This is a genomic window from Enterobacter cloacae complex sp. ECL411, from assembly GCF_021869665.1.
Lineage (GTDB): Bacteria > Pseudomonadota > Gammaproteobacteria > Enterobacterales > Enterobacteriaceae > Enterobacter > Enterobacter intestinihominis.
This window is the reverse complement of record NZ_CP091486.1, coordinates 3,493,226-3,514,960: the sequence shown is the minus strand read 5'-3', so window position 1 is coordinate 3,514,960 and position 21,735 is coordinate 3,493,226. Positions and strand designations below refer to the sequence as shown.

22 protein-coding genes are annotated in these 21,735 nt (G+C 53.8%); 21 read left to right on the top strand and 1 reads right to left on the bottom strand.

Annotation, left to right across the window (positions count from 1 at the left end; genetic code table 11):
* Position 1 precedes the first annotated feature (1 nt).
* From L3069_RS16665 to L3069_RS16595, 15 genes are all read left to right on the top strand, one after another.
* Positions 2 to 601, top strand: a complete 600-nt coding sequence (locus L3069_RS16665) for a hypothetical protein (protein WP_039270145.1) — start codon at positions 2 to 4, stop codon at positions 599 to 601.
* Positions 591 to 1,037 (top strand): phage tail terminator-like protein, encoded by a 447-nt coding sequence (locus L3069_RS16660; protein ID WP_025759418.1) that lies wholly within the window; start codon positions 591 to 593, stop codon positions 1,035 to 1,037. Before L3069_RS16665 ends, L3069_RS16660 begins: the two co-directional genes overlap by 11 nt.
* 46 nt (positions 1,038 to 1,083) lie before the next feature.
* A complete protein-coding gene (locus tag L3069_RS16655; protein WP_039270149.1) occupies positions 1,084 to 2,016 on the top strand; it encodes a phage tail tube protein in 933 nt (310 codons plus the stop codon).
* Positions 2,017 to 2,159: 143 nt separating this feature from the next.
* Positions 2,160 to 2,972, top strand: coding sequence for a DUF1983 domain-containing protein (locus L3069_RS16650; protein ID WP_053337475.1), 813 nt, complete (start codon positions 2,160 to 2,162; stop codon positions 2,970 to 2,972).
* Positions 2,973 to 3,036: 64 nt separating this feature from the next.
* The gene (locus tag L3069_RS16645; protein ID WP_039270151.1) at positions 3,037 to 3,375 is read left to right on the top strand and encodes a phage tail assembly chaperone; all 339 of its coding nucleotides are present in this window, start codon (positions 3,037 to 3,039) and stop codon (positions 3,373 to 3,375) included.
* Between the two features lie 17 nt (positions 3,376 to 3,392).
* Positions 3,393 to 3,680, top strand: a complete 288-nt coding sequence (locus L3069_RS16640; RefSeq protein WP_016247126.1) for a DUF1799 domain-containing protein — start codon at positions 3,393 to 3,395, stop codon at positions 3,678 to 3,680.
* A complete protein-coding gene (locus L3069_RS16635) occupies positions 3,680 to 6,835 on the top strand; it encodes a phage tail tape measure protein (RefSeq protein ID WP_063843874.1) in 3,156 nt (1,051 codons plus the stop codon). Before L3069_RS16640 ends, L3069_RS16635 begins: the two co-directional genes overlap by 1 nt.
* Positions 6,836 to 6,891: 56 nt before the next feature.
* Positions 6,892 to 7,278, top strand: coding sequence for a hypothetical protein (locus tag L3069_RS16630; RefSeq protein ID WP_127365414.1), 387 nt, complete (start codon positions 6,892 to 6,894; stop codon positions 7,276 to 7,278).
* An 87-nt stretch (positions 7,279 to 7,365) separates the two neighbouring features.
* Positions 7,366 to 7,716 carry a phage tail protein gene (locus tag L3069_RS16625; RefSeq protein WP_039270157.1) on the top strand — a complete coding sequence of 117 codons (351 nt, stop codon included), beginning with the start codon at positions 7,366 to 7,368 and terminating at the stop codon, positions 7,714 to 7,716.
* Positions 7,716 to 8,486 (top strand): phage minor tail protein L, encoded by a 771-nt coding sequence (locus tag L3069_RS16620; protein ID WP_039270158.1) that lies wholly within the window; start codon positions 7,716 to 7,718, stop codon positions 8,484 to 8,486. Before L3069_RS16625 ends, L3069_RS16620 begins: the two co-directional genes overlap by 1 nt.
* 12 nt (positions 8,487 to 8,498) lie before the next feature.
* The gene (locus L3069_RS16615; RefSeq protein ID WP_032621517.1) at positions 8,499 to 9,230 is read left to right on the top strand and encodes a C40 family peptidase; all 732 of its coding nucleotides are present in this window, start codon (positions 8,499 to 8,501) and stop codon (positions 9,228 to 9,230) included.
* The gene (locus L3069_RS16610) at positions 9,218 to 9,817 is read left to right on the top strand and encodes a tail assembly protein (protein ID WP_039270163.1); all 600 of its coding nucleotides are present in this window, start codon (positions 9,218 to 9,220) and stop codon (positions 9,815 to 9,817) included. Before L3069_RS16615 ends, L3069_RS16610 begins: the two co-directional genes overlap by 13 nt.
* A 55-nt stretch (positions 9,818 to 9,872) precedes the next feature.
* Positions 9,873 to 13,727, top strand: a complete 3,855-nt coding sequence (locus tag L3069_RS16605; protein ID WP_039270165.1) for a phage tail protein — start codon at positions 9,873 to 9,875, stop codon at positions 13,725 to 13,727.
* Positions 13,728 to 13,731: 4 nt separating this feature from the next.
* A complete protein-coding gene (locus L3069_RS16600) occupies positions 13,732 to 14,697 on the top strand; it encodes a DUF6453 family protein (RefSeq protein ID WP_039270167.1) in 966 nt (321 codons plus the stop codon).
* A gap of 61 nt (positions 14,698 to 14,758) precedes the next feature.
* The gene (locus tag L3069_RS16595) at positions 14,759 to 15,895 is read left to right on the top strand and encodes a tail fiber domain-containing protein (RefSeq protein WP_080373380.1); all 1,137 of its coding nucleotides are present in this window, start codon (positions 14,759 to 14,761) and stop codon (positions 15,893 to 15,895) included.
* Positions 15,896 to 16,026: 131 nt separating this feature from the next.
* Here the strand turns inward: L3069_RS16595 and L3069_RS16590 are convergent, their stop codons facing one another.
* The gene (locus tag L3069_RS16590) at positions 16,027 to 16,293 is read right to left on the bottom strand and encodes a DinI family protein (protein WP_039270169.1); all 267 of its coding nucleotides are present in this window, start codon (positions 16,291 to 16,293) and stop codon (positions 16,027 to 16,029) included.
* An 86-nt stretch (positions 16,294 to 16,379) separates the two neighbouring features.
* Between L3069_RS16590 and L3069_RS16585 the strand changes: the two genes are divergently transcribed.
* The 6 genes from L3069_RS16585 to era all read left to right on the top strand — a co-directional run bounded on the left by L3069_RS16585 (position 16,380) and on the right by era (position 21,726).
* Positions 16,380 to 16,619, top strand: a complete 240-nt coding sequence (locus tag L3069_RS16585; protein WP_039270171.1) for a hypothetical protein — start codon at positions 16,380 to 16,382, stop codon at positions 16,617 to 16,619.
* Positions 16,619 to 16,942: a hypothetical protein gene (locus tag L3069_RS16580; RefSeq protein ID WP_047050338.1), complete on the top strand. Its 324-nt coding sequence runs from the start codon at positions 16,619 to 16,621 to the stop codon at positions 16,940 to 16,942. Before L3069_RS16585 ends, L3069_RS16580 begins: the two co-directional genes overlap by 1 nt.
* A gap of 182 nt (positions 16,943 to 17,124) precedes the next feature.
* A complete protein-coding gene (gene lepA / locus L3069_RS16575) occupies positions 17,125 to 18,930 on the top strand; it encodes a translation elongation factor 4 (protein ID WP_022649041.1) in 1,806 nt (601 codons plus the stop codon).
* A 15-nt stretch (positions 18,931 to 18,945) separates the two neighbouring features.
* Positions 18,946 to 19,920, top strand: a complete 975-nt coding sequence (gene lepB, locus L3069_RS16570; RefSeq protein WP_022649040.1) for a signal peptidase I — start codon at positions 18,946 to 18,948, stop codon at positions 19,918 to 19,920.
* Positions 19,921 to 20,143: 223 nt separating this feature from the next.
* The gene (rnc, locus tag L3069_RS16565) at positions 20,144 to 20,824 is read left to right on the top strand and encodes a ribonuclease III (protein WP_038417063.1); all 681 of its coding nucleotides are present in this window, start codon (positions 20,144 to 20,146) and stop codon (positions 20,822 to 20,824) included.
* Positions 20,821 to 21,726 (top strand): GTPase Era, encoded by a 906-nt coding sequence (era, locus tag L3069_RS16560; RefSeq protein ID WP_022649038.1) that lies wholly within the window; start codon positions 20,821 to 20,823, stop codon positions 21,724 to 21,726. Before rnc ends, era begins: the two co-directional genes overlap by 4 nt.
* Positions 21,727 to 21,735 lie beyond the last annotated feature (9 nt).

Below are 21,735 nucleotides of genomic sequence, written 5' to 3'. Positions count from 1 at the left end.
TATGTCCAGTTCCGTAAATCAGCCGTTCCTGGCTGCCATTCAGTTATTCGTGGATAGCTCAAAGCAGGATATGGACGAGGTGGTGCGTAGGACAGGTATCAAAATACTCGGTCGGCTGGTGGAAATGTCACCGATTGGTAATCCCGATCTCTGGCAGGTGAACCAGACGGCATCGGCTTACAACACGGCGGTACGGGAGCATAACGCGGCACTGCGCCAAGACCCGGCCAATCTCACTAAAGCCGGACGCCTGAAGCACGGGCGAGCCGTCAACGACTCGATGGACATCAAAAAGCCTGAGGGTTATGTCGGTGGTCGGTTCAAGAACAACTGGTATGTGGGTTTCGACAGCCAGCCGACTCAGTCAAACGATACACCAGATGCTTCCGGCCAGGGATCAAATTCCCGTGGCATGGCGGTGCTTGAGGTATTCAGAGTGGGCCAGGTCAGCTCGATTTACTTCACCAATAACCTGCCATATGCGGCAGCGCTGGAAAACGGTCATTCCACCCAGGCGCCGGGCGGGATAGTGGGCATTACAGCTATCGACGCGGCGCAGCTGTTCCGAGAGGCAATGAGCGAGGTACGCAATGGTCGGTGATCAGTCCATGCGAATAGCTGACCTGCTGGAGAGCCGGGTAGCCATAATCTCGGCTTCTCTCGGCTTGCCGATCGCCTGGCCGAATATCGTATTCGATCCACCGGATGCGCCATACGCCCGTGTTTATGTTTTACCTGCACAAACTGTAGGTCAGGACATAGAAGGTCTGATGCGTACCTATCAGGGGATCTTGCAGGTAAACATCATTACTCCCGCAGGCTCAGGCGTGAGCCAGGCGAGAGGGCTTGCCCAGTCGGTGGCAGATGCATTCCCTGAAGGACTGCCGCTGGTGGACGGTGATCTGACGGTTTACATCAACGGGCCGCCGCAGGTGAGACAACCCATCCAGGACCGGCCAACCTCGGCGCCCAACGGTTCCAGTGGTTCCATAACCTACACCATCCCCGTCAGCATGCAGTACCGCGCTGACTACTGACCCGCCAGATGGCGGGTTTTTTATTACCTAAATTCAGGAGAGTGCTATGGCATTCGCAATCCCTAACGGCTCGCGTGTGAACGTGGCCAAGGCCTATCAAGCCCCAATCACCTTTACCGCAGCCTCTAACGCGACGGAATGCGAACTGACCGTTGCATCGGCCTCCGGCATTCTGGCTGGTGACGTAGTTCAGGTGAGTTCCGGCTGGTTAAAGCTCGATAACATGGTGCTGCGCGTAAAATCGGTGACCAGTAATAAAATCGTGCTGGAAGCATTCGATACTACCGACACCACCAAATTCCCGGCAGGCACTGGCGCGGGCACGCTGCGCAAAATCGACTCATGGATCACCATGCCTCAGGTGATGACACTATCAACTGAAGGTGGTGACCAGCAGACCATCAGCGTGCAGTTCCTGGAAGATGACAAAGCGCGAACCATCCCAACGTTTAAAAACGCGGTGGTTCAGGTTTATACCTTTGCACACGACCCTCAACTGGCGATCTACAAACGCCTCATTGACCTGGATGACTCCAGCGACACAACGGCAGTCTGGTTCCATAACCCACGCGGCAAAGCTGATCGTTTCTACTCAGCCAAAGTATCGTTCCAGCGCGTACCGCGCACGGAAATCAACGCCGTGGAAAGTAACGAGGCGCGCATGAACTTCGAATCGGACATGCAGATTTACCCGATCGCCGATTCATCCGTTACGCCGCTGGCGTTCCTGACCGACCTGCCGGCCACCAAATCGGTTGCCACAGGCACAGCGCTGGATCTGGCGGTGGTAATGAAGGGCGGCTCAGCACCTTACACCTACGTTTGGAAGAAAGGCAGCACCGCTATTCCGGGCAAAACCGCATCGACGTTCAACATTTCATCTGTCGCATCCGGTGATGCTGGCGTTTACACCTGTGAAGTCACCGACGCCGCGGGCAAAACCATCACCTCGGCTGCGTGTACTGTCACGGTCAACTAACCAATCTGGCCCGGTACGCCGGGCTTTTTTATGCGCATCGCACGCGCACATCAAAGAAAGTCTTTCAGCTGTGAGCCTGGGCAAACCGTTAACTTTCGGCGGCTTTTCCGTGCGACAGGCTCACGTCTAAAAGGAAAATTAAAATGTCAGAACCTTCAGTCGTCCCTTACGTAAAAACCACTCCCAAACCTTTTGGTGTGGACGTCGAATGGAAATGGCCGGGTGGCTGCGCGGTGCTAGAACTGCAATGCCTTCATGAAGATGGCCGACTTATGAAAGAACGCATCTTCTGGCCAGCTACCGTATGCCTTATTTCCGGCCTCAAAGCTGGTGAGAGATTGCAGGTGCGCCTGCGTCCAATTGCAGAAGATGGCTCAGCACGAGATTGGCGAGCCGGTGACTGGGTCGAAGGTGTTTCTTCTGTCGATGCCGGAGAAATTGTAGAGGCGCTGGACCATGAAATCCGCAACAGCGATGCATTCAAAGTCCTGAAAGATGGCTGGTCTTTCGAAAAGAACGGGGTGCTGATTATTAATAACGGCCAGGTGTTCGTTACCGATGCAAAGATCGACGATGCCGTATTGTCTAAGAGCTATAGCGTTAAAATGAACGTCGCCTACAAAGGTAAACCTCACGAAGCTGGCATGACCCTCAGAGTTGAAGATGGCCAGAGCAACGTTGAGTTTATGGCTGATCGCTATACGGTGCATGAAGCCGCTTCATCCATCATCGAGAACGCCGCCGCAACAAGCGCGAAGACGAAGATTAGGCTTGGCGATGAAATGAAACATGCCATCATTGATGCCGTGCGTGAAAGCGATTTGTTCGCATCCCTCCAGGCAAATATTGATGCGCAAACAGCGTCAGTAGCTGGCCTGCAACAGGCGATGAACGAAGCGGTCACCAATGCTATTAAAAACGCGCTGAAGCCCGGTGGCCTGCTTTACAACCGTTAACCTCCCATCACGCACTCGAATACTCGACCCGCTACGGCGGGTTTTTCTTTTCTAAGGAACCGAAATGACCAAATTTTCTCTGATCCCAAACCCTACGTTTTCCGTGACCGCCAGCATCCCACGCGCTGGCGCCGAAGACGGCAAGCTGACGTTTACTTTCCGCCATAAGACACTGGAAGAGCTGCGCTCTATGGACGAAAAGCTGCAAAAGTCCGCTGAAGGTAAAAAGGGTGCTATCGAGCCGCAGGCCGACTACCTCATGGAAATTGTCGAGGGGTGGGCGCTGCCGGACGAGTTCAACCGCGAGAACGTTATTGTCCTCCTGCGGAACTATCCACGCGCGTTCGACAGCATCGGTCTGGCATACACCAAAGAGCTGATGGGTATCCGCGAAAAAAACTGAGGCAGGTCGCCGCAGCGTTGTACACGCCGGGACCGACGCTCGCGGAGCTGAGCGCTTTTGGTTTGACGCCTGAGGACGTGGAGGAAGAGGTGGGGATCCTGCCCTCGGTGTGGAGGTCCTTCACCATCTTCTCTTCCCTGGCGACCCAGTGGCGAGTCGGCGCGAGCGGGGCGACCGGCCTTGATTACAACGTTCTCCCCTGGATGTTCGAGTTACACGGGGTTGAGGATGCGGCGGCCTGCATGGCTGACCTTCAAATTATGGAAAGCGAGGCTCTCAAGGTAATGCATAAGGAGACGAAATAATGACAGACCAGATCGCCTCGATTACTTTGCGGGCCGATGTTTCTGACCTGAAAACAGCCAGCAACGAACTGGATAAACTCGGCCAGGCGGCGGCCGGTGCTGTAGATAAAGCAGATGATCTGAATAGCGTGTTTCGCGCTGGCGCTGAATCTGCGAAGCAAGGCAGTGAAGGGCTCAAGGAGCAGCAGAACGCGCTCAAAGGGCTGCTGGAGAATATCGACCCGGTTACCAAGGCCTTAAACCGCCTGGATGAGCAGCAAGAATCGCTGCGGAAATTCCAGGCCAAAGGTTTCCTTGATACCGATACCTTTCAGGCTTACAACAAAATCCTGGATGACACCCGCCTCAAGCTGACCGACACCGGAGAAGCTGCGGCACGTGCTCAGGCCGAATTAGCCGCTACCCAGGCGGCAGAGAAGCAGTCCGCAGCGTTAAAGAACCTTCTTGGATCCATCGACCCGACTATCCGCGCGTTCAATTCACTGGATGAACAGCACGCACAGCTGGTGGCCCATTTCGAAGCAGGGCGCATTAACGGTGCTCAGTTCGAGCACTTCAACACAATCCTTAACCAGACGCGTGAGCGCCTCTCTGGTGTCGCTGACGTACTGCCAGAGGCGCTATCCCGGCAGGAAGCTGCTGCCCGGCGTGCTGGAATTTCCGTTGGCCAGTACAGCGCCGCGCTGCGCACTCTGCCGGCGCAGTTCACCGATATCGCGACACAGTTGGCTGGAGGCCAATCCCCTTTCCTGATCTTGCTCCAGCAAGGCGGGCAAATTAAGGATTCTTTTGGTGGATTAGGCCCAATGCTCCAGGCTTTGCGGGACGCATTGTTTGGGTTTAACGAAGAGAGCAGAGAAACATCCGAGTCGGCAGCAGGCATAAGTGACGCTGCTGAAGGACTTAACAACACCAGTGAGGCAGCGGAGAAGCTGGGGCGGGCGGGTGGCCTGTTAAATACCTTTAACCTTGCGATTGCTGGCTCGGTGGGTTTGCTGGCTCTTCTGGCTGGGGCTGCCTACAGTTCATCCCAGCAGTTCGACAATGTTGCCAGATCGCTCATTTTGATGGGCGGGGCTGGCTTTTCCTCCATGCAGCAACTGAACGACGCGGCAAAGGATGTTGCTGATAACGCTGGTGCTTCTTTGGCTGAGTCTGTTGATACCCTGGTCCAACTAAACGACACCGGGAAGTATACCGCCGACCAGATGACCAAAATTGCCAAATCCATTCTGGCTATGGGTGATGCAGGGCTGGATACGAAGGCTGCGCTGGCGGATTTTTCACGACTGGCAAACGATCCTATTAAAGCCCTGGCGAGCTTGAACCAGCAATATGGCTTTGTTGATGAAGCCATGATGAAGCACCTCATTACCCTGGAGAAAACGAAGGGGAAAACAGCAGCGGCAAACGAAGCTATAAGGCTTTTTGCCGACACCATGGAGGATCGCAGTAATAAAATTGTAGAGGCCACCGATAATATCGGGCAGGCGTGGAACGGGATTAAAGCTTTCTCCTCCGACATTTTCGGTCAAATCGGGGTTACCGTGCGCGCCTGGGGAAACCAGATCATCGATATCTTCGAACTGGTTAAGTCCTCGATCAAAGACTTGTTCCTCAATATCACCTCTCTGGACGCCAAGTTCACCAGCACCATCGCTGGCTGGGCAGACAAAATCCCGGGTGGCGGTGCGCTGGCTAATTTCCTCGGCATGGACGTTGAGGCAATGAAAAAGGCTGGAGCGGAAGCGGACAAAGAGATTGAGGCGAACAAAAAACGCTATAACGAGCTTTGGAAGCGCGTCACTGCGCCTAACGCACAGGCAAACTATGAGGCTGAAGCGCGAGGGTCTAACGTAAAAGGTGATGGCGGAACAAGTCGAGAATCAAGAGACGCAGTCTCGAAGCTTGCACAAGACTCAGCCAAAAAGACCAAAGAGGCAAAAGCCACGCTGGATGCTGGCGATCGCACTCTTGAGAACTACCGTGCCCAGGCCAGAACGTTAACTGAAACACTCGAAACGTTGCGCAAGACTGGGGAGACGCAGGTCAGATATACCGAATTCAGCAAACAGCAATCTCGCTTTGCTGAATTGGATGAGGCTGCCAAAACACGAGCGCTGACCGCCCAGGAGAAATCTCTACTGTCGAGCCGTGAGGCCATTCTGAACGCCGCCAAGGTGGTGGATCAGAAGAACAAGGAAGTAGAGGCGCAGCAGAAGATTAATGGCCTGGCGCAGCAGGCGAATAAATACGTCACGCAGATGTCGGAAAAGACAGAAGCGTTGCGAGGCAGCGCAGGCCTAAGCAGCCGTCAGAGCCAGCGCATGATGGAAGAGGCTCAGCTCCGCCAAGGCTGGCTCAACGGTGGTGGTAAGCTTGATGATGCTGGCTATGAGAAAGAACTGGCAGCCCTCAGAAATTATTACTCTGAAGAGGATAAGCTGCGCGGCGACTGGAAGTCTGGGGCTGTTGCTGGATGGAATGAATATCTGGATGCCGCTACCAACACCTATGACGCAGTGAAGAACGTGGCTAGTTCGACGCTGACAGGTCTATCTGACATGCTAACCAGCTTAATGACGACGGGAAAAGCCTCAATAAAAGAATTCGGCAAATCGATGCTGAAGATGATTGTTGAGGTGACAAACAGGCTGATGGTTGCCTATGCGGTGCAGGCTGCGATGGGCTGGATAAGCGGTGGCAGTGGCGGTGGCAGCACGCCTGGTGGTGCATATGCAAACGCCGCTGCTGGCGTAACCTTCAATGCTAAAGGTGGTGTCTATGACTCTCCTGGCCTCAGTAAATATGTGAACGGTGTTTACGACACTCCTCAGCATTTCACCTTCCAGGGCGCATCTAAGTTTGCGAAAGGCGGCGTCTTCGCAGAGGCTGGTGCTGAAGCAATCATGCCCCTAACTCGGGACTCTGCCGGGCGCTTGGGGGTACGTGCCCAGGGTGGCGGCGGGATGGCCCCGATTATCAATACCACTGTTAACGTAGATGCTGGTGGTTCGGTTACAACGCAAACTTCCAGTTCTGGTGATGCCATGGGGCGCGCGCTTGCCGAGGAAATGCAGAATGCCGCACTGCAGGTAGTTCAGAAACAGCTTAAACCGGGTGGCATGATCTACAACTTCAGCAAAGGCAGGTAGTGTTTACGTCACCCCCTGGTTAATATGTTGAAAACCATAATGATCAGGGGATGATTGTGTTAAATAAAATAATCAAGAAGATCCTAAGAACCATTGGGCTGTTGCTGCTTCTTCTTATTGTGATTTTTGTTGCAGCGGTGGTTAATAAACCAACCGAGCAAGAAAAAAAGCAAAAAGAAGCCAAGGAACTTGCAGATAAAAAATTAGATGAACTTCGTAATGCCTGTGAAGCTTACGTTAGAAAGTCAGTGATCAATAAAAGCACCCTGGATATGTCGGCGTTTGGCTCTAACAGATGGCTCGGCAATGACGGTAAGTTCTACGCGACGCAGGAATTTAGCGCTAAAAACAAATTTGGTCTTGAGCAGAAATTCAGAGCTGAATGCATTGAAGACAAGGATGGGAAAACTGATTACCGGCTTGTCGAAATGAATGGAAGTTAAACCGTTCTCAGTTTATTACAAAGTATCGCCCATACTTTGAACCGACACAGAGCCTCGCATACGCGGGGCTTTTTTTATGGAGTAAATATGGCAGTTGAAACATACAGCTGGCGCTCGCAGCTCGGTGCTGGGGCGATTGAATATAGTCAAACGGTGCGCGCGGCGCAGTTCGGTGATGGCTATGAGCAGGTTGCTGATAATGGCATTAACTCTACTGCTATTCAGGTGCCAATGAAGCATACCGGCACCGAGACGGAGGTGGACAGGATTCGTGATTTTCTCCTGGCTCATACCGTGAAGGCCTTCATCATCACGCCGCCCGGCGAAGCGAAGGGGCTTTATCGGGTAGTCGCCGATTCCGTTCGTAAAACGCAGATCAGCAGCAAAGTTGCTGAGTTGACGTTCACCATCAAACGGGCTTACGGAGTGTACGCATAATGGCATTAGTCGATCAGGCGGCGATGCTGGCACCAGGTGGCAGAGTCCGCCTGGTTGAAGTTGATGCCTCAGAGTTCAGTGGCGGTATTCACCGTTTCCACTACGCACCTTTCCCCCATACACCGGAAGAGATCGACGCTGCCAATGGTGATGAAGAAAAGCTCGGACCAAAGCCAATCGTATTCGGTGGGAATACCTACGATTTTTGGCCGTTTCAGGTTTCAGGCCTGGAGCTATCAACAGACCAGGCGGCGGAGCCGTCTCTTAGCGTTTCCAACCTCGACGGTCATATCACGGCGCTATGCCTGCAATATAAAGACATGGTTAATGCCAAAGTGAGCATTATCGACACCTATTCGGTTTACCTCGATGCCGTGAATTACCCTGGTGGGGTGAACCCGACCGCCGACCCGTCGATGTTCACGCTTCAGACCTTCTGGCTTGACACCAAAACCTCCGAAGACGACGAGGTAGTTACCTGGTCACTCAGCAGCCCGGCCGATTTGCAAAATCTGGTCATTCCTACACGGCAAATCACCTCTCTCTGCGAGTGGGCGCTGCGCGGGCAATACCGTAGCGGCGACGGCTGCACCTACAACGGCACGGCGTATTTTGATGCGAAGGGTAATCCTGTCGCTGACCCGGCGCTGGATGTGTGCGGCGGCTGCCTGAGTGACTGCCGTAAGCGGTTTGGTGCCGGGCTGGCAGAGCCTAATACCGCGACCCTTGATTTTGGGGGCTATCCAGCCACCGTGCTTTTTTCCCGATAACCGGACGTACCAATGAATAAAACCATAATGGCAGCTATCCGGGCGCATGCACTGGAGGAATCCCCGCGTGAGTGCTGTGGCTTCGTTATTCAGTCTGGCCGTCGCCAGCGCTACATTCCCGTGCCGAATACGCACGAAAATCCGACAGAGCATTTCCGCATCGACGGCGAGCACTGGGCTAACGCCGAAGATATCGGGACGATTATTCGCGTCATCCACTCCCACCCTGGCGACGGTGCCCGGCCTATTCCGTCCGATCTGGACCGACAACAGTGCAATAACTCCGGCGTGGTCTGGGGCATTTACGCGCCGGACAGCGATGAATACGCCGAGATAATGCCGGAGGCGGTGCCGCTTATTGGGCGTCCGTTTATCCTGGGCTCGAATGACTGCTGGGGGCTGATTATGGACTGGCACGCCATTCAGGGCGTCACGCTGAACGATTTTCGCGTCGATTACCCGTGGTGGGAAAGCCAGTACCCGGACAATCTCTATTTCGAAAACTGGGAGCGGGAAGGGTTTGTCGAATGCGACCCCGCGCCAGGCTGCATGGTAATCATGCAGGTTGAATCCGCTAAGTGGAACCACGCGGGCATCATCACTGAAGAAGGTGAACTGCTCCACCACCTTTACGGCCAGCCTTCCTGCATTACCCCGTATGCCCGAGGCTATTTCAAAGACCGCACGATGATCTGCGTTCGTCACAAAGACCTGCCGCAGGAGATAAAGCCATGGCGCGTTTAACCACCATTCGTCTGTATGGCGCACTGGGCGCCCGCTTCGGGCGTGTGCATAAACTGGCAGTGCAGACATCTGCCGAAGCGGTAAAAGCCCTATGTATCAACTTCGACGGGCTGGAAGACTATCTGATGAATGCCAAAAAAAATGGCATGACCTTCGCGGTGTTTCGCGGTAAGCGCAACATAGGCGTGCAGGACTTCCAGGAGTTGGCAGGCGATAGCGATATTCGCATAGCGCCAGTTATGGAAGGGGCGAAGAAGGCCGGCATGTTCCAGACAATCCTCGGCGCCGTGATGGTTGTTGCTGGTGTCATTACTGGAGTGGTAACCGGCTGGACGGGCGTAGGTTTGACATTTGGGGCTGGACTTATCATGTCGGGCGCGTCAATGATGGCCGGCGGTATTTACCAGATGCTTTCGCCCCAGCCCAAAGGGTTGCAGGGGCGAGACGACCCTGACAATAAACCCTCTTATGCCTTTGGTGGCTCAGTTAATACCCTTGCGATGGGAAACCCGGTCGCGCTTCTTTATGGTGAGCGCGAGATCGGCGGCGCTATCATCAGCGCTGGCATAGTCGCCGAAGACATCTGATAACTCCTTTCTGAATATCAAGCACCCAGTCGGGTGCTTTTTTTATGGATGTAATATGGAAGCGATCACTGGTGCAAAGGGTGGCAGCCAGAAGCAGCACACACCTGTAGAACAACCTGATTCGGCGCAGTCAATGGCGCGCTGCCGCATGCTGCTGGCGCTCGGGGAGGGTGAGTTTGCTGGTGGTCTGGATGCGACCAGCATTTTCCTGGACGGTACGCCGCTGGGAAACTCAGACGGAACGATGAACTTTGAAAACGTTTCCTGGGAATTTCGGCCAGGCACACAGACCCAGACGCCGATTCCGGGTTTCCCCGCAGTGGAGAACGAAACTACAGTCGGCGTATCGCTGACAAAAGCCACGCCCTGGACGCGCGCGCTGAGCAACACCCAGATTGACGCTGTGCTCGTTCGCATTGGTATTCCGGGTTTGCAGCAGCAGGAAAACGACGGGGATATTGTCGGCACTACCGTAAAGTACCATATCGATCTTGCTGTAGATGGTGGTGCGTTCTCTACGGTCATGACAAGAACCGTCACAGAGAAGCTCAGTTCGCTCTATGAACTCACCCATCGCATTAATCTTCCGAAAGCCAGTACGGGCTGGCAGATTCGCGTGGTTCGCGACACCGACGACAGCACCAGCCAGATGTTGCAGAACAAAACGCAGGTACAGGCGATCACTGAGGTTATTGATGCGCGCCTGCGTTATCCCCACACGGCGTTGCTGTATGTGTCGTTCAACGCCAAATCGTTCAATAATATCCCGAAGGTTTCCTGTAAACCTAAGGGGCGCATTATCCGCATCCCTTCGAATTACGATCCGATAGCCCGAACCTACAGCGGCACATGGGACGGGACGTTTAAGTGGGGCTGGACGAATAACCCGGCCTGGATTTGGTTCGATGTTCTGACAGAGCCGCGTTTCGGCCTTGGCCGCCGCGTGACGCCAGAAATGCTCGATAAGTGGGAGCTCTATCGCATCGCCCAGCGCTGCGACCAGAAGGTACCCGACGGGAAAGGAGGAAGCGGTACCGAGCCGCGCTTCATGTTTGACGTGTACATTCAGGCGCAGGCCGACGCCTGGCAGGTGATCAAGGATATCGCCGCAGGGTTCAATGGCATGACGTTCTGGGGCAACAATATGTTCAATGTTGTCTCGGACATGCCGGCGGATACGTCGAAGCTGCAAATCCTTACCCGCGCTTCGGTGGTGGGCAAACCGGTTTACTCGAGCGGCAGTGAAAAGACCCGCTTCTCCAGCGCGCTGATTAACTTCAGCGACCCTGACAATCACTATCAGGACCGCACAACAGCAGTGATGTTCCCGGACCTGGTTAAGCAGTTCAAGTTTAAGCAGACGCAGATCACCGCAATCGGCTGTACGCGCGAGAGCGAAGCACAGCGCCGTGGCGGGTGGGCGGTGTATTCCAACTCACTCGACCGGATTATTACGCTACAGACCGGGCTTGATGGCTTTGTATTCGTGCCGGGCACCGTATTTGCGTTTGCAGATGAACGCCTGTCAGGGCGCGTTTATGGCGGGCGTATCACCGGGTACAACGCAGGGCTTAAGGCCGTGACCACTGACCGGGGCACCAGCGCGGTGGCGGGCGATACGCTGATGATTCGCACCCAGGGCGGTACCGTTGAGAGCCGGGTGATACAGGCCGTAAACGGCACGCAGCTGATCGTGTCCACGCCGTTCACGGCGGCGCCATTACCTAATGCCGTATTCGTAATTGATGCTGGTCAGCTGCGCCTGCAGTATTTCAGGGTAACGAACCTAAAATTTGATGATGAGGAAAACACCTTCACCATCACTGGAGCGGAGTATAACACGTCGAAATATGACGCTGTTGATAACAATGCCCGCATGGACACGCCGCCAATTAGTCTGATACCAACCGGCCTCGTCAACCAGCCGACCAATATCGTGGTAGCGAGCTATGACGCAGTGCGCCAGGGGCAGCGAGTGGCTACCCTGACGGCATCCTGGGATGCGCCGGTCGACAAGAACGGCAAACCACAGGCGGATGTCATAGCCTATCGGGTGCAGTGGAAGCGCGGTGACAATGAGTGGGTTAACGTACCGGAGACCGGTCTTCGCAATATCGAAGTGCCTGGCATCTTCGAGGGCGATTATCTGGTCCGTGTACGCGCGATCAACTCCGGCGGTGCATCGAGTCTCTGGGCCACGTCTGCGTTGACTCATCTTACCGGACGCACGGGTGACGTTCCAAAACCTGTCGGCCTTACGGCCTCTGAAGATGTTGTTTTTGGTATCAATGTTACCTGGGGGTTCCCGGCTAATACCGGCGACACCCTGAGCACTGAACTGCAATACAGCATTGCCGCTGACGGTTCGAATCCGATGCTTTTGGCATCTGTACCGTATCCGCAGAAACTTTATCAGCAGATGGGGCTGAAGGCGGGGCAGGAATTCTGGTACCAGGCGCGGCTTGTCGACAGGATCGGGAATCAGAGCGGATGGACCGACTGGGTGCGCGGGCAGGCCAGCATCGATGTATCCGACATCACCGATGTGATCCTGGAGGAGATTAAAGATTCTGAGGTATTTAAGGATCTGATTGAGAGTGCTGTAGCCAGCAGCGAGAAACTGGCCGAACTTTCTGACGCGATTAAGGAGAACGCCGATGGTCTGGCTGCCGCCGTAGGTTCGAATAAGCAGACAGCAGAAGCAATCATTGGGAACGCCCTGGCTATTGCTGATGTTGTTGTGCGCCAGACTGCGCAGCAGGGGGCTAACTCTGCGACATTCGAACAGCTCCGGGAGGTGATCGCCACTGAGACGGAAGCACGCGTCACGGATGTTACCCGTCTTGAGGCACAAACTGCACAGAATGAAGCGGGTATTACTGAAGTTCGCCAGGCGTTAGCAACGGAAACTGAAGCTCGCGCTTCTGCGGTAAGTCAATTGACGGCTGCCACTCAGGCCGCATCTGACAAAGCTGATTCAGCAGCTGCTGTAGGTGCTCAGAATACTGCATCAATCACCAACCTTAGCCAGGTTGTCACAGACCTCGATTCCTCAATGGCATCACGTCTGGAAGAACTGGGAGCACAAACTGATAAGGCCAGCGGCGGTATTCAGAGTAACTCCATCGCGCTAATAACGAGTACGCTGGCGCAGGTTGATCAGCAGGTGAGACTCAGCGCGCAGTACGGTGACAGTAAGGCCAGCATCGATCGTATTGATAATGTTATGGCAAGCGACAGGGAGGCAACAGCGCGTTCGCTGCTGAGTTTGCAGACTGACGTGAACGGCAACAAGGCAGCAATCAACAGCCTGAACCAGACGTTTTCCAATTATCAGCAGGCCACGGCCACGCAGATAAACGGCATTACGGCGACCATCAACGGGCACACTTCAGCGATCACCACCAACGCGCAGGCCATTGCGAACGTCAACGGCGACCTGAATGCGATGTACAGCATCAAGGTCGCTGTTGATTCTAATGGTAATCAGTATGCAGCAGGGATGGGGGTTGGTGTTCAGAATACGCCATCTGGAATGCAGTCGCAGGTGCTCTTCCTGGCAGACCGCTTCGCTGTGATGACTCAGGCTGGCGGTACAGTTACGCTGCCATTTGTGATCCAGAACGGACAGACCTTCATCCGGGATACGTTCATCAAGGACGGTACCATCAGCAATGCCAAAATAGGAAACTACATTCAGTCTTCAACATGGGACGGCACCGGAAATGTTGGCTGGCACATCAACAAGTCTGGCTACGCGACGTTCAATAATGTGACCGTTCGTGGCTCCATTTATGCAACCAACGGTAATTTTTCATTTAACGGGTCCGGTAATACCACAGTCATTAATGGCAACGGCGTCACCATCAATATTCCGGGTGGTGGCCGGATCGTACTTGGGACATGGTGATAATATGCCGACAGGGTTATTGATAGAGCTGAACGACGGCGGGAAACCTATGGAGATAACGGCGGGGCTGAGATGCCCGTCATTTGGAGCAAGTTTTGACAGTGGATATCAGAAAGCCAAGTACGCGGATATTTCCGGTTATGTATCCGGTTCGCAGGTGCTGTTTATCCCTCACGCAACGGCTTATCTTGATTCAGGGCTGCTTCATAAAATGAACTCGGTCACCATATCCGGTGGCCGCGTGACGCAGAACTCCACGATGAAGGATGTAAGCATCAGTGAGCGTGAAAGTACGTACACGTTCCCCGGTAGCCTCTGGCAGATATTTCCGTCAGGCCAGCGTAGTGGTGTGGGTCTTCTCATCAGCAACAGTACTGACTTCACCTCAATAACCAATGCTACACAGTCAGGACAGTGTATCTGGAAGGGTGCCGTCAATGTTCCCACTGGCGGCTGGGCAGTTCCCACGATAGCGGGGTACGACAAGTCCAAATATATCGTCTTTGGGCGCTGCAATAGCGGTAACACAGTCGATTTCGATGGCAACACGGTCAGGTTCTTCAGCCCTCCATCCACCAACGATGATGCTCCGACGACCGGCACGATAGATATTGTCATCTTTGCCAGTGGCGTGGCGCCTCAGCCGGGCACCGGCCTCAACATCTTCAATGCAGCCGGGGCTTGCACGTTTTCGACGACAAAGCGGCCTTTCGTCTACCTCAACCAACTCTGGACGCCTTCGAAAAATGCCGTAAGCATCGGCAGCGGCTATGTTCCGCTGGGCAGGTTCGGGCTGATGGCTCACGAAGTAAATGGCATGTACGTGTATCGAATGTTCGGAATAAAAATACAGAACGGCAGTGCTTCAGTTCAGGGTGGGAAATATCTCGGGCGCGAACAATATGCCATTTTTGGTAATGACACGGTAACGCCCCTCAATCTTCCCGTTCTTCCCGATATGTACGTCTGAAAAATATCACCCTTTAAATGCACCCTCGCTCCGGCGGGGGTTTTTATTGCCTGGAGAAAACATGATTTATACCACCGGCACTATCGCCATCAGCGGAAACACCCTTACAGGTACCGGCACAAACTTCACTGCCGCTGGCTCACTCATCCGCAACGGCTGTACTGTCATTGCGCTGACCAGCCCCACACAGGTGTTCCAGATTACCGCTATCGGCGGGGCAACAAACCTCACCGTGACACCTGCGGCAAGTCCTGCAATCCCTGCGGGGACAAAGTTTTCGATTTTGCTGAGCGACAGCCTGAGCGTGGATGGACTGGCACAGGATATTGCAGAAACCTTCACGATGTACCAGCGCTACATGAGTGGGTTCGCTGATGTGATGAATGGGACATCTGACGTAACTATCACCATCAATGGTGTGGCCGTCACTGTGCCGGGTCAGAGATCGCTGGCAAAGAAAGGGGCTAACAGCGACATCACCAGCCTTTCCGGGCTGACCACAGCACTAAGCGTGGCGCAAGGGGGTACTGGTGCGAAAAATGCGGCAGATGCCCGCACAAACTTCGGGCTCGGAACCGCAGCACTCAAAAACAATGTAAACGGTACGCTCGGTGATGTCTTACTGCAAGGGTACGGCAATCTAGTTAAAATCCAGCAGTATAATCCCGGATTACCTCTGGGGCAGACCGGGGTATACGGACAGTCAAGCGCCGCAGGATGGAAGCCGTCAACAGCGGGCAGCGGCTTTATGACTGCATACTCCGACGACCGCCGCCAGCAGTACTGGATCAGCATTGAGCAGGGATTTTATGTGCGCCATATTTCTGACGCAGCCTTTGATATCGGTGCGAACGTTTACCCGTGGACGCAGATGCAGGCGGTTGGGACATCTGATATCAACTTTAAGAAAGATATCACTGAACTTGATACGGAAATCGCGCTGGCAAACATCGATGCGATGGAGTTCGTATCGTTCAGGTATAAGGATGACGACAGTGAAGCAGTACGCCGTGGTGTAATCGCGCAGCAAATTGAAAAGATTGACCCGGAATACGTTCACAGCGCCGAGGGAGTGGGCAAAATGACCCTTGACCTTAACCCATTGCTTATGGATGCTCTGGCCGCCATTAAGGCACTTAACGCAAAGGTAGCAGAACTTAGTAAACAGGTTGATGAGCTAAAACAGGGTGGAGCTTGATATACCTGAAGACAGCATATTGAAACGGCTTCGCTAAGAAAACCGCCGCCCGTCTTAAGAAAGAACGGGCGGCGGCTGGTTGCTCAGTGTTCATGCCCGAGCAAACGTGGGGAATATTAACCGAACAAGATTTATAGGCCAACCTGGCGAACAGCAGGAGACTCAGAGGTCAGCCACATATCGGACTCTTCAAACATCTCCTCCAGCAAGCGGTTCAGTTTTTCCCGATCGCTTTTGCTGGCATCGCTGTTCAGGCCGTTCGCCTGCATCGGCTTCACCTTCACTTCGGCATCAGGGAAAATCTGGTGCACCCGCTTCGTCAGCTCGTCCAGAATGATTTCTCTGGCCCCTTCGAGCCCTTCAACATTTCGCTTGTCATAAACCAGCTCAACGAACATCACTCTCCATCCTTGCTGACTTGATCTGTTGATACAAAAATACTACTGTATATGCATACAGTCAATAAGCAAGTGTGGGTGCTGCTATGCCTCGTCAATATGATATTCACGCAGCTTTTTTAGCCTCTATAGAGCAAAATCCAAAGGGTTACCTTTGTCTCAAAACGAACAAATTCATCAATAATTTGCGCGAGAAGAACTGGCACTTCAGCCGTGCAGAAGCTAACTCATGGATAGAACGCTATCAACCCGGTTTTGCAGATAAGACAACTGACGGCAGTGATAACAGATACTGGATCCTGCGTAACATGGGGAGGGTCCACTGATGGGATTTGCATCACCAGCAGCTGATTACGTTGAGCGCCAGCTCACTCCCGAAATTCTGTGCAACATGGGTGCCGACAGCAGGGTTCTTGAAACTGATATGGGATTCGCGGTTATCGAGCCTGTAGTGATGAAGACACCAGGAGATGTGTTGCTGATTTTGTGCGACGGACACACACAGTTTGCCAAGCTGATGGGACGATCGCTCATAACAGACGACGGCGAAGCGATCGAAGGGTCTGCGCTGGAAGAAGTTGAGGTATTGGGTAGAGTGACGTTCTTCATCAACCGTGCGCTGAGCGATGATGACTGCCCAACAATTTAATTTTCATTGCTTAACCGTAGGCACTCGTTATCACACGATGAACAGGAGATCGTATGCTGACGATTTGGGCGCTACAGTGTAATATGCATGCCAGTCGTTGATGGGGTAGTTACTGTGGAGTGTCCACCGCTGTGTCCATCAAGAAGATTTAATCCGCATAGCGAGTAAATAAATTCATACATATGAAGAACATAAGAAATTTCTCCATCATTGCTCACATTGACCACGGTAAGTCGACGCTGTCTGACCGTATTATCCAGATTTGCGGTGGCCTGTCTGATCGTGAAATGGCAGCCCAGGTTCTGGACTCCATGGACCTGGAACGCGAACGCGGTATTACCATTAAAGCCCAGAGCGTGACGCTCGACTATAAGGCTTCCGATGGTGAAACCTACCAGCTGAACTTTATCGACACCCCAGGGCACGTTGACTTCTCTTATGAAGTGTCACGCTCGCTGGCGGCCTGCGAAGGCGCGCTGCTGGTGGTGGATGCCGGGCAGGGCGTAGAGGCCCAGACGCTGGCAAACTGCTATACCGCCATGGAAATGGATCTCGAAGTAGTGCCGGTTCTGAATAAAATCGACCTGCCAGCCGCCGATCCTGAGCGCGTAGCGGAAGAAATTGAAGACATCGTCGGTATCGATGCGACCGATGCAGTGCGCTGCTCGGCAAAAACCGGCGTAGGTGTTCCGGATGTACTGGAACGTCTGGTGCGTGACATTCCGCCGCCGGAAGGTGACCCGGATGCGCCGCTCCAGGCGCTGATCATCGACTCCTGGTTTGATAACTACCTGGGTGTTGTCTCGCTGGTGCGTATTAAAAACGGTACCATGCGTAAAGGCGACAAAATCAAGGTCATGAGCACCGGGCAGGTCTACAACGCTGACCGCCTTGGCATCTTCACGCCAAAACAGGTTGACCGTACCGAACTGAAATGCGGCGAAGTGGGTTGGCTGGTCTGTGCAATTAAAGACATCCTCGGCGCGCCAGTGGGCGATACCCTGACCGGCGCACGTAACCCGGCAGATAAAGCGCTGCCAGGCTTCAAAAAGGTGAAACCGCAGGTTTATGCGGGTCTGTTCCCGGTCAGCTCCGACGATTACGAAAACTTCCGCGATGCGCTCGGAAAGCTGAGCCTCAATGATGCTTCCCTGTTCTATGAGCCAGAAAGCTCAACGGCGCTGGGCTTCGGCTTCCGCTGTGGCTTCCTCGGTCTGCTGCACATGGAGATCATTCAGGAACGTCTGGAGCGTGAATACGATCTGGATCTGATCACCACCGCCCCGACGGTTGTCTACGAAGTAGAAACCACGTCGAAAGAGGTCATCTACGTCGACAGCCCTTCCAAGCTCCCGCCGCTGAATAATATTCAGGAACTGCGCGAGCCTATCGCAGAGTGTCACATGCTGCTGCCGCAGGAGTTCCTCGGCAACGTGATCACCCTGTGTATTGAGAAGCGTGGCGTGCAGACCAACATGGTGTACCACGGTAACCAGGTGGCGCTGACCTATGAAATTCCGATGGCGGAAGTGGTGCTCGACTTCTTCGACCGTCTGAAGTCTACCTCCCGTGGCTATGCGTCACTGGACTACAACTTCAAACGCTTCCAGGCCTCCAACATGGTTCGCGTGGACGTGCTGATCAACGGCGAGCGTGTTGATGCCCTGGCGCTGATCACCCACAACGATAACGCACCGTACCGTGGTCGTGAGCTGGTTGAGAAGATGAAAGAGCTGATCCCGCGTCAGCAGTTTGACATTGCGATTCAGGCGGCCATTGGTAACCACATCATTGCCCGTTCAACCGTGAAGCAGCTGCGTAAAAACGTTCTGGCTAAGTGCTACGGCGGCGACGTCAGCCGTAAGAAAAAGCTGTTGCAGAAGCAGAAAGAAGGTAAGAAGCGTATGAAGCAGGTCGGTAACGTTGAGCTGCCGCAGGAAGCATTCCTTGCCATCCTTCATGTTGGTAAAGACGGAAACGGTAAATAACCTTAAGGAGTTGGCATGGCGAACATGTTTGCCCTGATCTTGGTCATCGCTACCCTGGTAACAGGTCTGTTATGGTGCCTGGATAAGTTTATCTTCGCCCCAAAACGCCGTGAACGTCAGGCTGCCGCGCAGGCAGCCACGGGCGATACGCTGGACGCGAAAACCCTGAAAAAAGTCGGCCCAAAACCGGGCTGGCTGGAAACAGGGGCATCGGTCTTCCCGGTGCTGGCGATTGTGCTGGTGGTGCGTTCATTTATCTATGAACCGTTCCAGATCCCGTCAGGATCGATGATGCCAACGCTGCTGATCGGTGATTTCATTCTGGTTGAGAAGTTTGCCTATGGCATCAAAGATCCGATCTACCAGAAAACGCTGATCGAAACGGGTCATCCGAAACGTGGCGACATCGTGGTGTTTAAATATCCGGAAGATCCACGGCTGGATTATATTAAACGCGCGGTAGGTCTGCCGGGCGATAAAGTAACCTACGATCCGATAGCGAAGGAAGTGAGGATTCAGCCAGGCTGTAGCTCTGGAACTGCATGTGAAAATGCGCTGCCAGTCACTTACTCCAACGTTGAGCCAGGTGATTTTGTGCAGACCTTCGCCCGCCGTAATGGCGGTGAAGCGACCAGCGGATTCTTCCAGGTGCCAAAAGGTGAAACCAAAGAGAACGGTATTCGTCTGGTTGAACGCAAAGAGACGCTGGGCGATGTCACTCACCGCATTCTGACCGTGCCAATCGCACAGGACCAGCTGGCAATGTACTACCAGCAGCCAGGCCAGCAGCTGGCGACCTGGATTGTGCCGCCGGGACACTACTTCATGATGGGTGACAACCGCGATAACTCTGCGGACAGCCGTTACTGGGGCTTTGTGCCGGAAGCGAATCTGGTCGGTAAAGCAACCGCTATCTGGATGAGTTTCGAGAAGCAGGAAGGCGAGTGGCCGACCGGCGTTCGCCTGAATCGTATTGGCGGAATTCATTAATTTTCGTCAAAAATAACACGTAGCGGCTTTTATTCGCCGCTACGTGAATTATTTCAGCGATAAATCTCTTTGAACTAACGACATCCCCTGTCGTTGCGTATAGAATATTCCCCCGAAGTTTAAGGTTGGCCCTGCAAGGGTGCCACGGCACACGAAACCGCGTTGGTTTTCTCAGGTCGGTTTCGTGTGCTGCATTTTTGACGCATTCATTTATTGGTATCGCATGAACCCCATCGTAATTAATCGGCTTCAACGGAAGCTGGGCTACACTTTTCATCATCAGGAGTTGTTGCAACAGGCATTAACCCATCGCAGTGCCAGCAGCAAACATAATGAGCGTCTCGAGTTTTTGGGCGACTCTATTTTAAGTTTCGTGATTGCAAATGCGCTTTATCATCGTTTTCCGCGTGTGGACGAAGGTGATATGAGCCGCATGCGCGCCACGCTGGTGCGCGGCAACACCCTCGCTGAAATCGCACGCGAGTTTGAGCTGGGTGAGTGTCTGCGTCTGGGGCCGGGTGAGCTGAAAAGTGGTGGGTTCCGTCGTGAATCCATTCTTGCCGATACGGTCGAGGCATTAATCGGTGGCGTGTTCCTGGACAGCGATATCCAGACCGTAGAAAAGCTGATCCTGAACTGGTATCAGATCCGTCTGGACGAAATCAGCCCGGGCGATAAACAAAAAGATCCGAAAACGCGTCTGCAAGAATATTTGCAGGGTCGTCACCTCCCGCTGCCATCCTATCTGGTGGTGCAGGTACGTGGCGAAGCGCACGATCAGGAATTTACCATCCATTGCCAGGTCAGTGGCCTGAGTGAACCGGTGGTCGGCACGGGTTCAAGCCGTCGTAAGGCTGAACAGGCTGCCGCCGAACAGGCGTTAAAAATGCTGGAGCTGGAATGAGCGAAGAAAAAACGTATTGCGGATTTATTGCCATCGTCGGACGTCCGAACGTTGGTAAATCCACCCTGTTGAATAATCTGCTTGGACAGAAGATTTCCATTACCTCGCGTAAGGCGCAGACCACGCGTCACCGCATCGTCGGTATCCATACTGAAGGCGCTTATCAGGCGATCTACGTCGATACCCCGGGCCTGCACATGGAAGAGAAGCGTGCCATCAACCGTCTGATGAACAAGGCGGCGAGCAGCTCCATTGGCGATGTAGAGCTGGTGATTTTCGTTGTGGAAGGCACCCGCTGGACGCCGGACGACGAAATGGTCCTGAACAAGCTGCGTGACGGCAAAACGCCGGTGATCCTCGCGGTCAATAAAGTGGACAACGTGCAGGAAAAAGCCGATCTGCTGCCGCATCTGCAATGGCTGGGCAGCCAGATGAACTTCCTGGACATCGTCCCGCTGTCTGCGGAAACGGGTCTGAACGTCGATACCATCGCGGGCATCGTGCGTAAACATCTGCCGGAAGCGACTCATCACTTCCCGGAAGACTACATCACCGATCGCTCTCAGCGTTTTATGGCGTCTGAAATCATCCGTGAGAAGCTGATGCGTTTCCTGGGCGCTGAACTGCCGTACTCTGTGACGGTGGAGATCGAGCGTTTCCAGAGCAACGAGCGTGGCGGCTACGATATTAACGGTCTGATCCTCGTTGAGCGAGAAGGGCAGAAGAAGATGGTGATCGGCAATAAAGGTGCCAAGATCAAAACTATCGGAATCGAAGCCCGTAAAGACATGATGGACATGTTTGAAGCACCGGTTCACCTGGAACTGTGGGTGAAAGTGAAATCTGGCTGGGCCGATGATGAGCGTGCGCTGCGCAGCCTCGGTTACGGCGAAGATCAGTAACCTAAGACG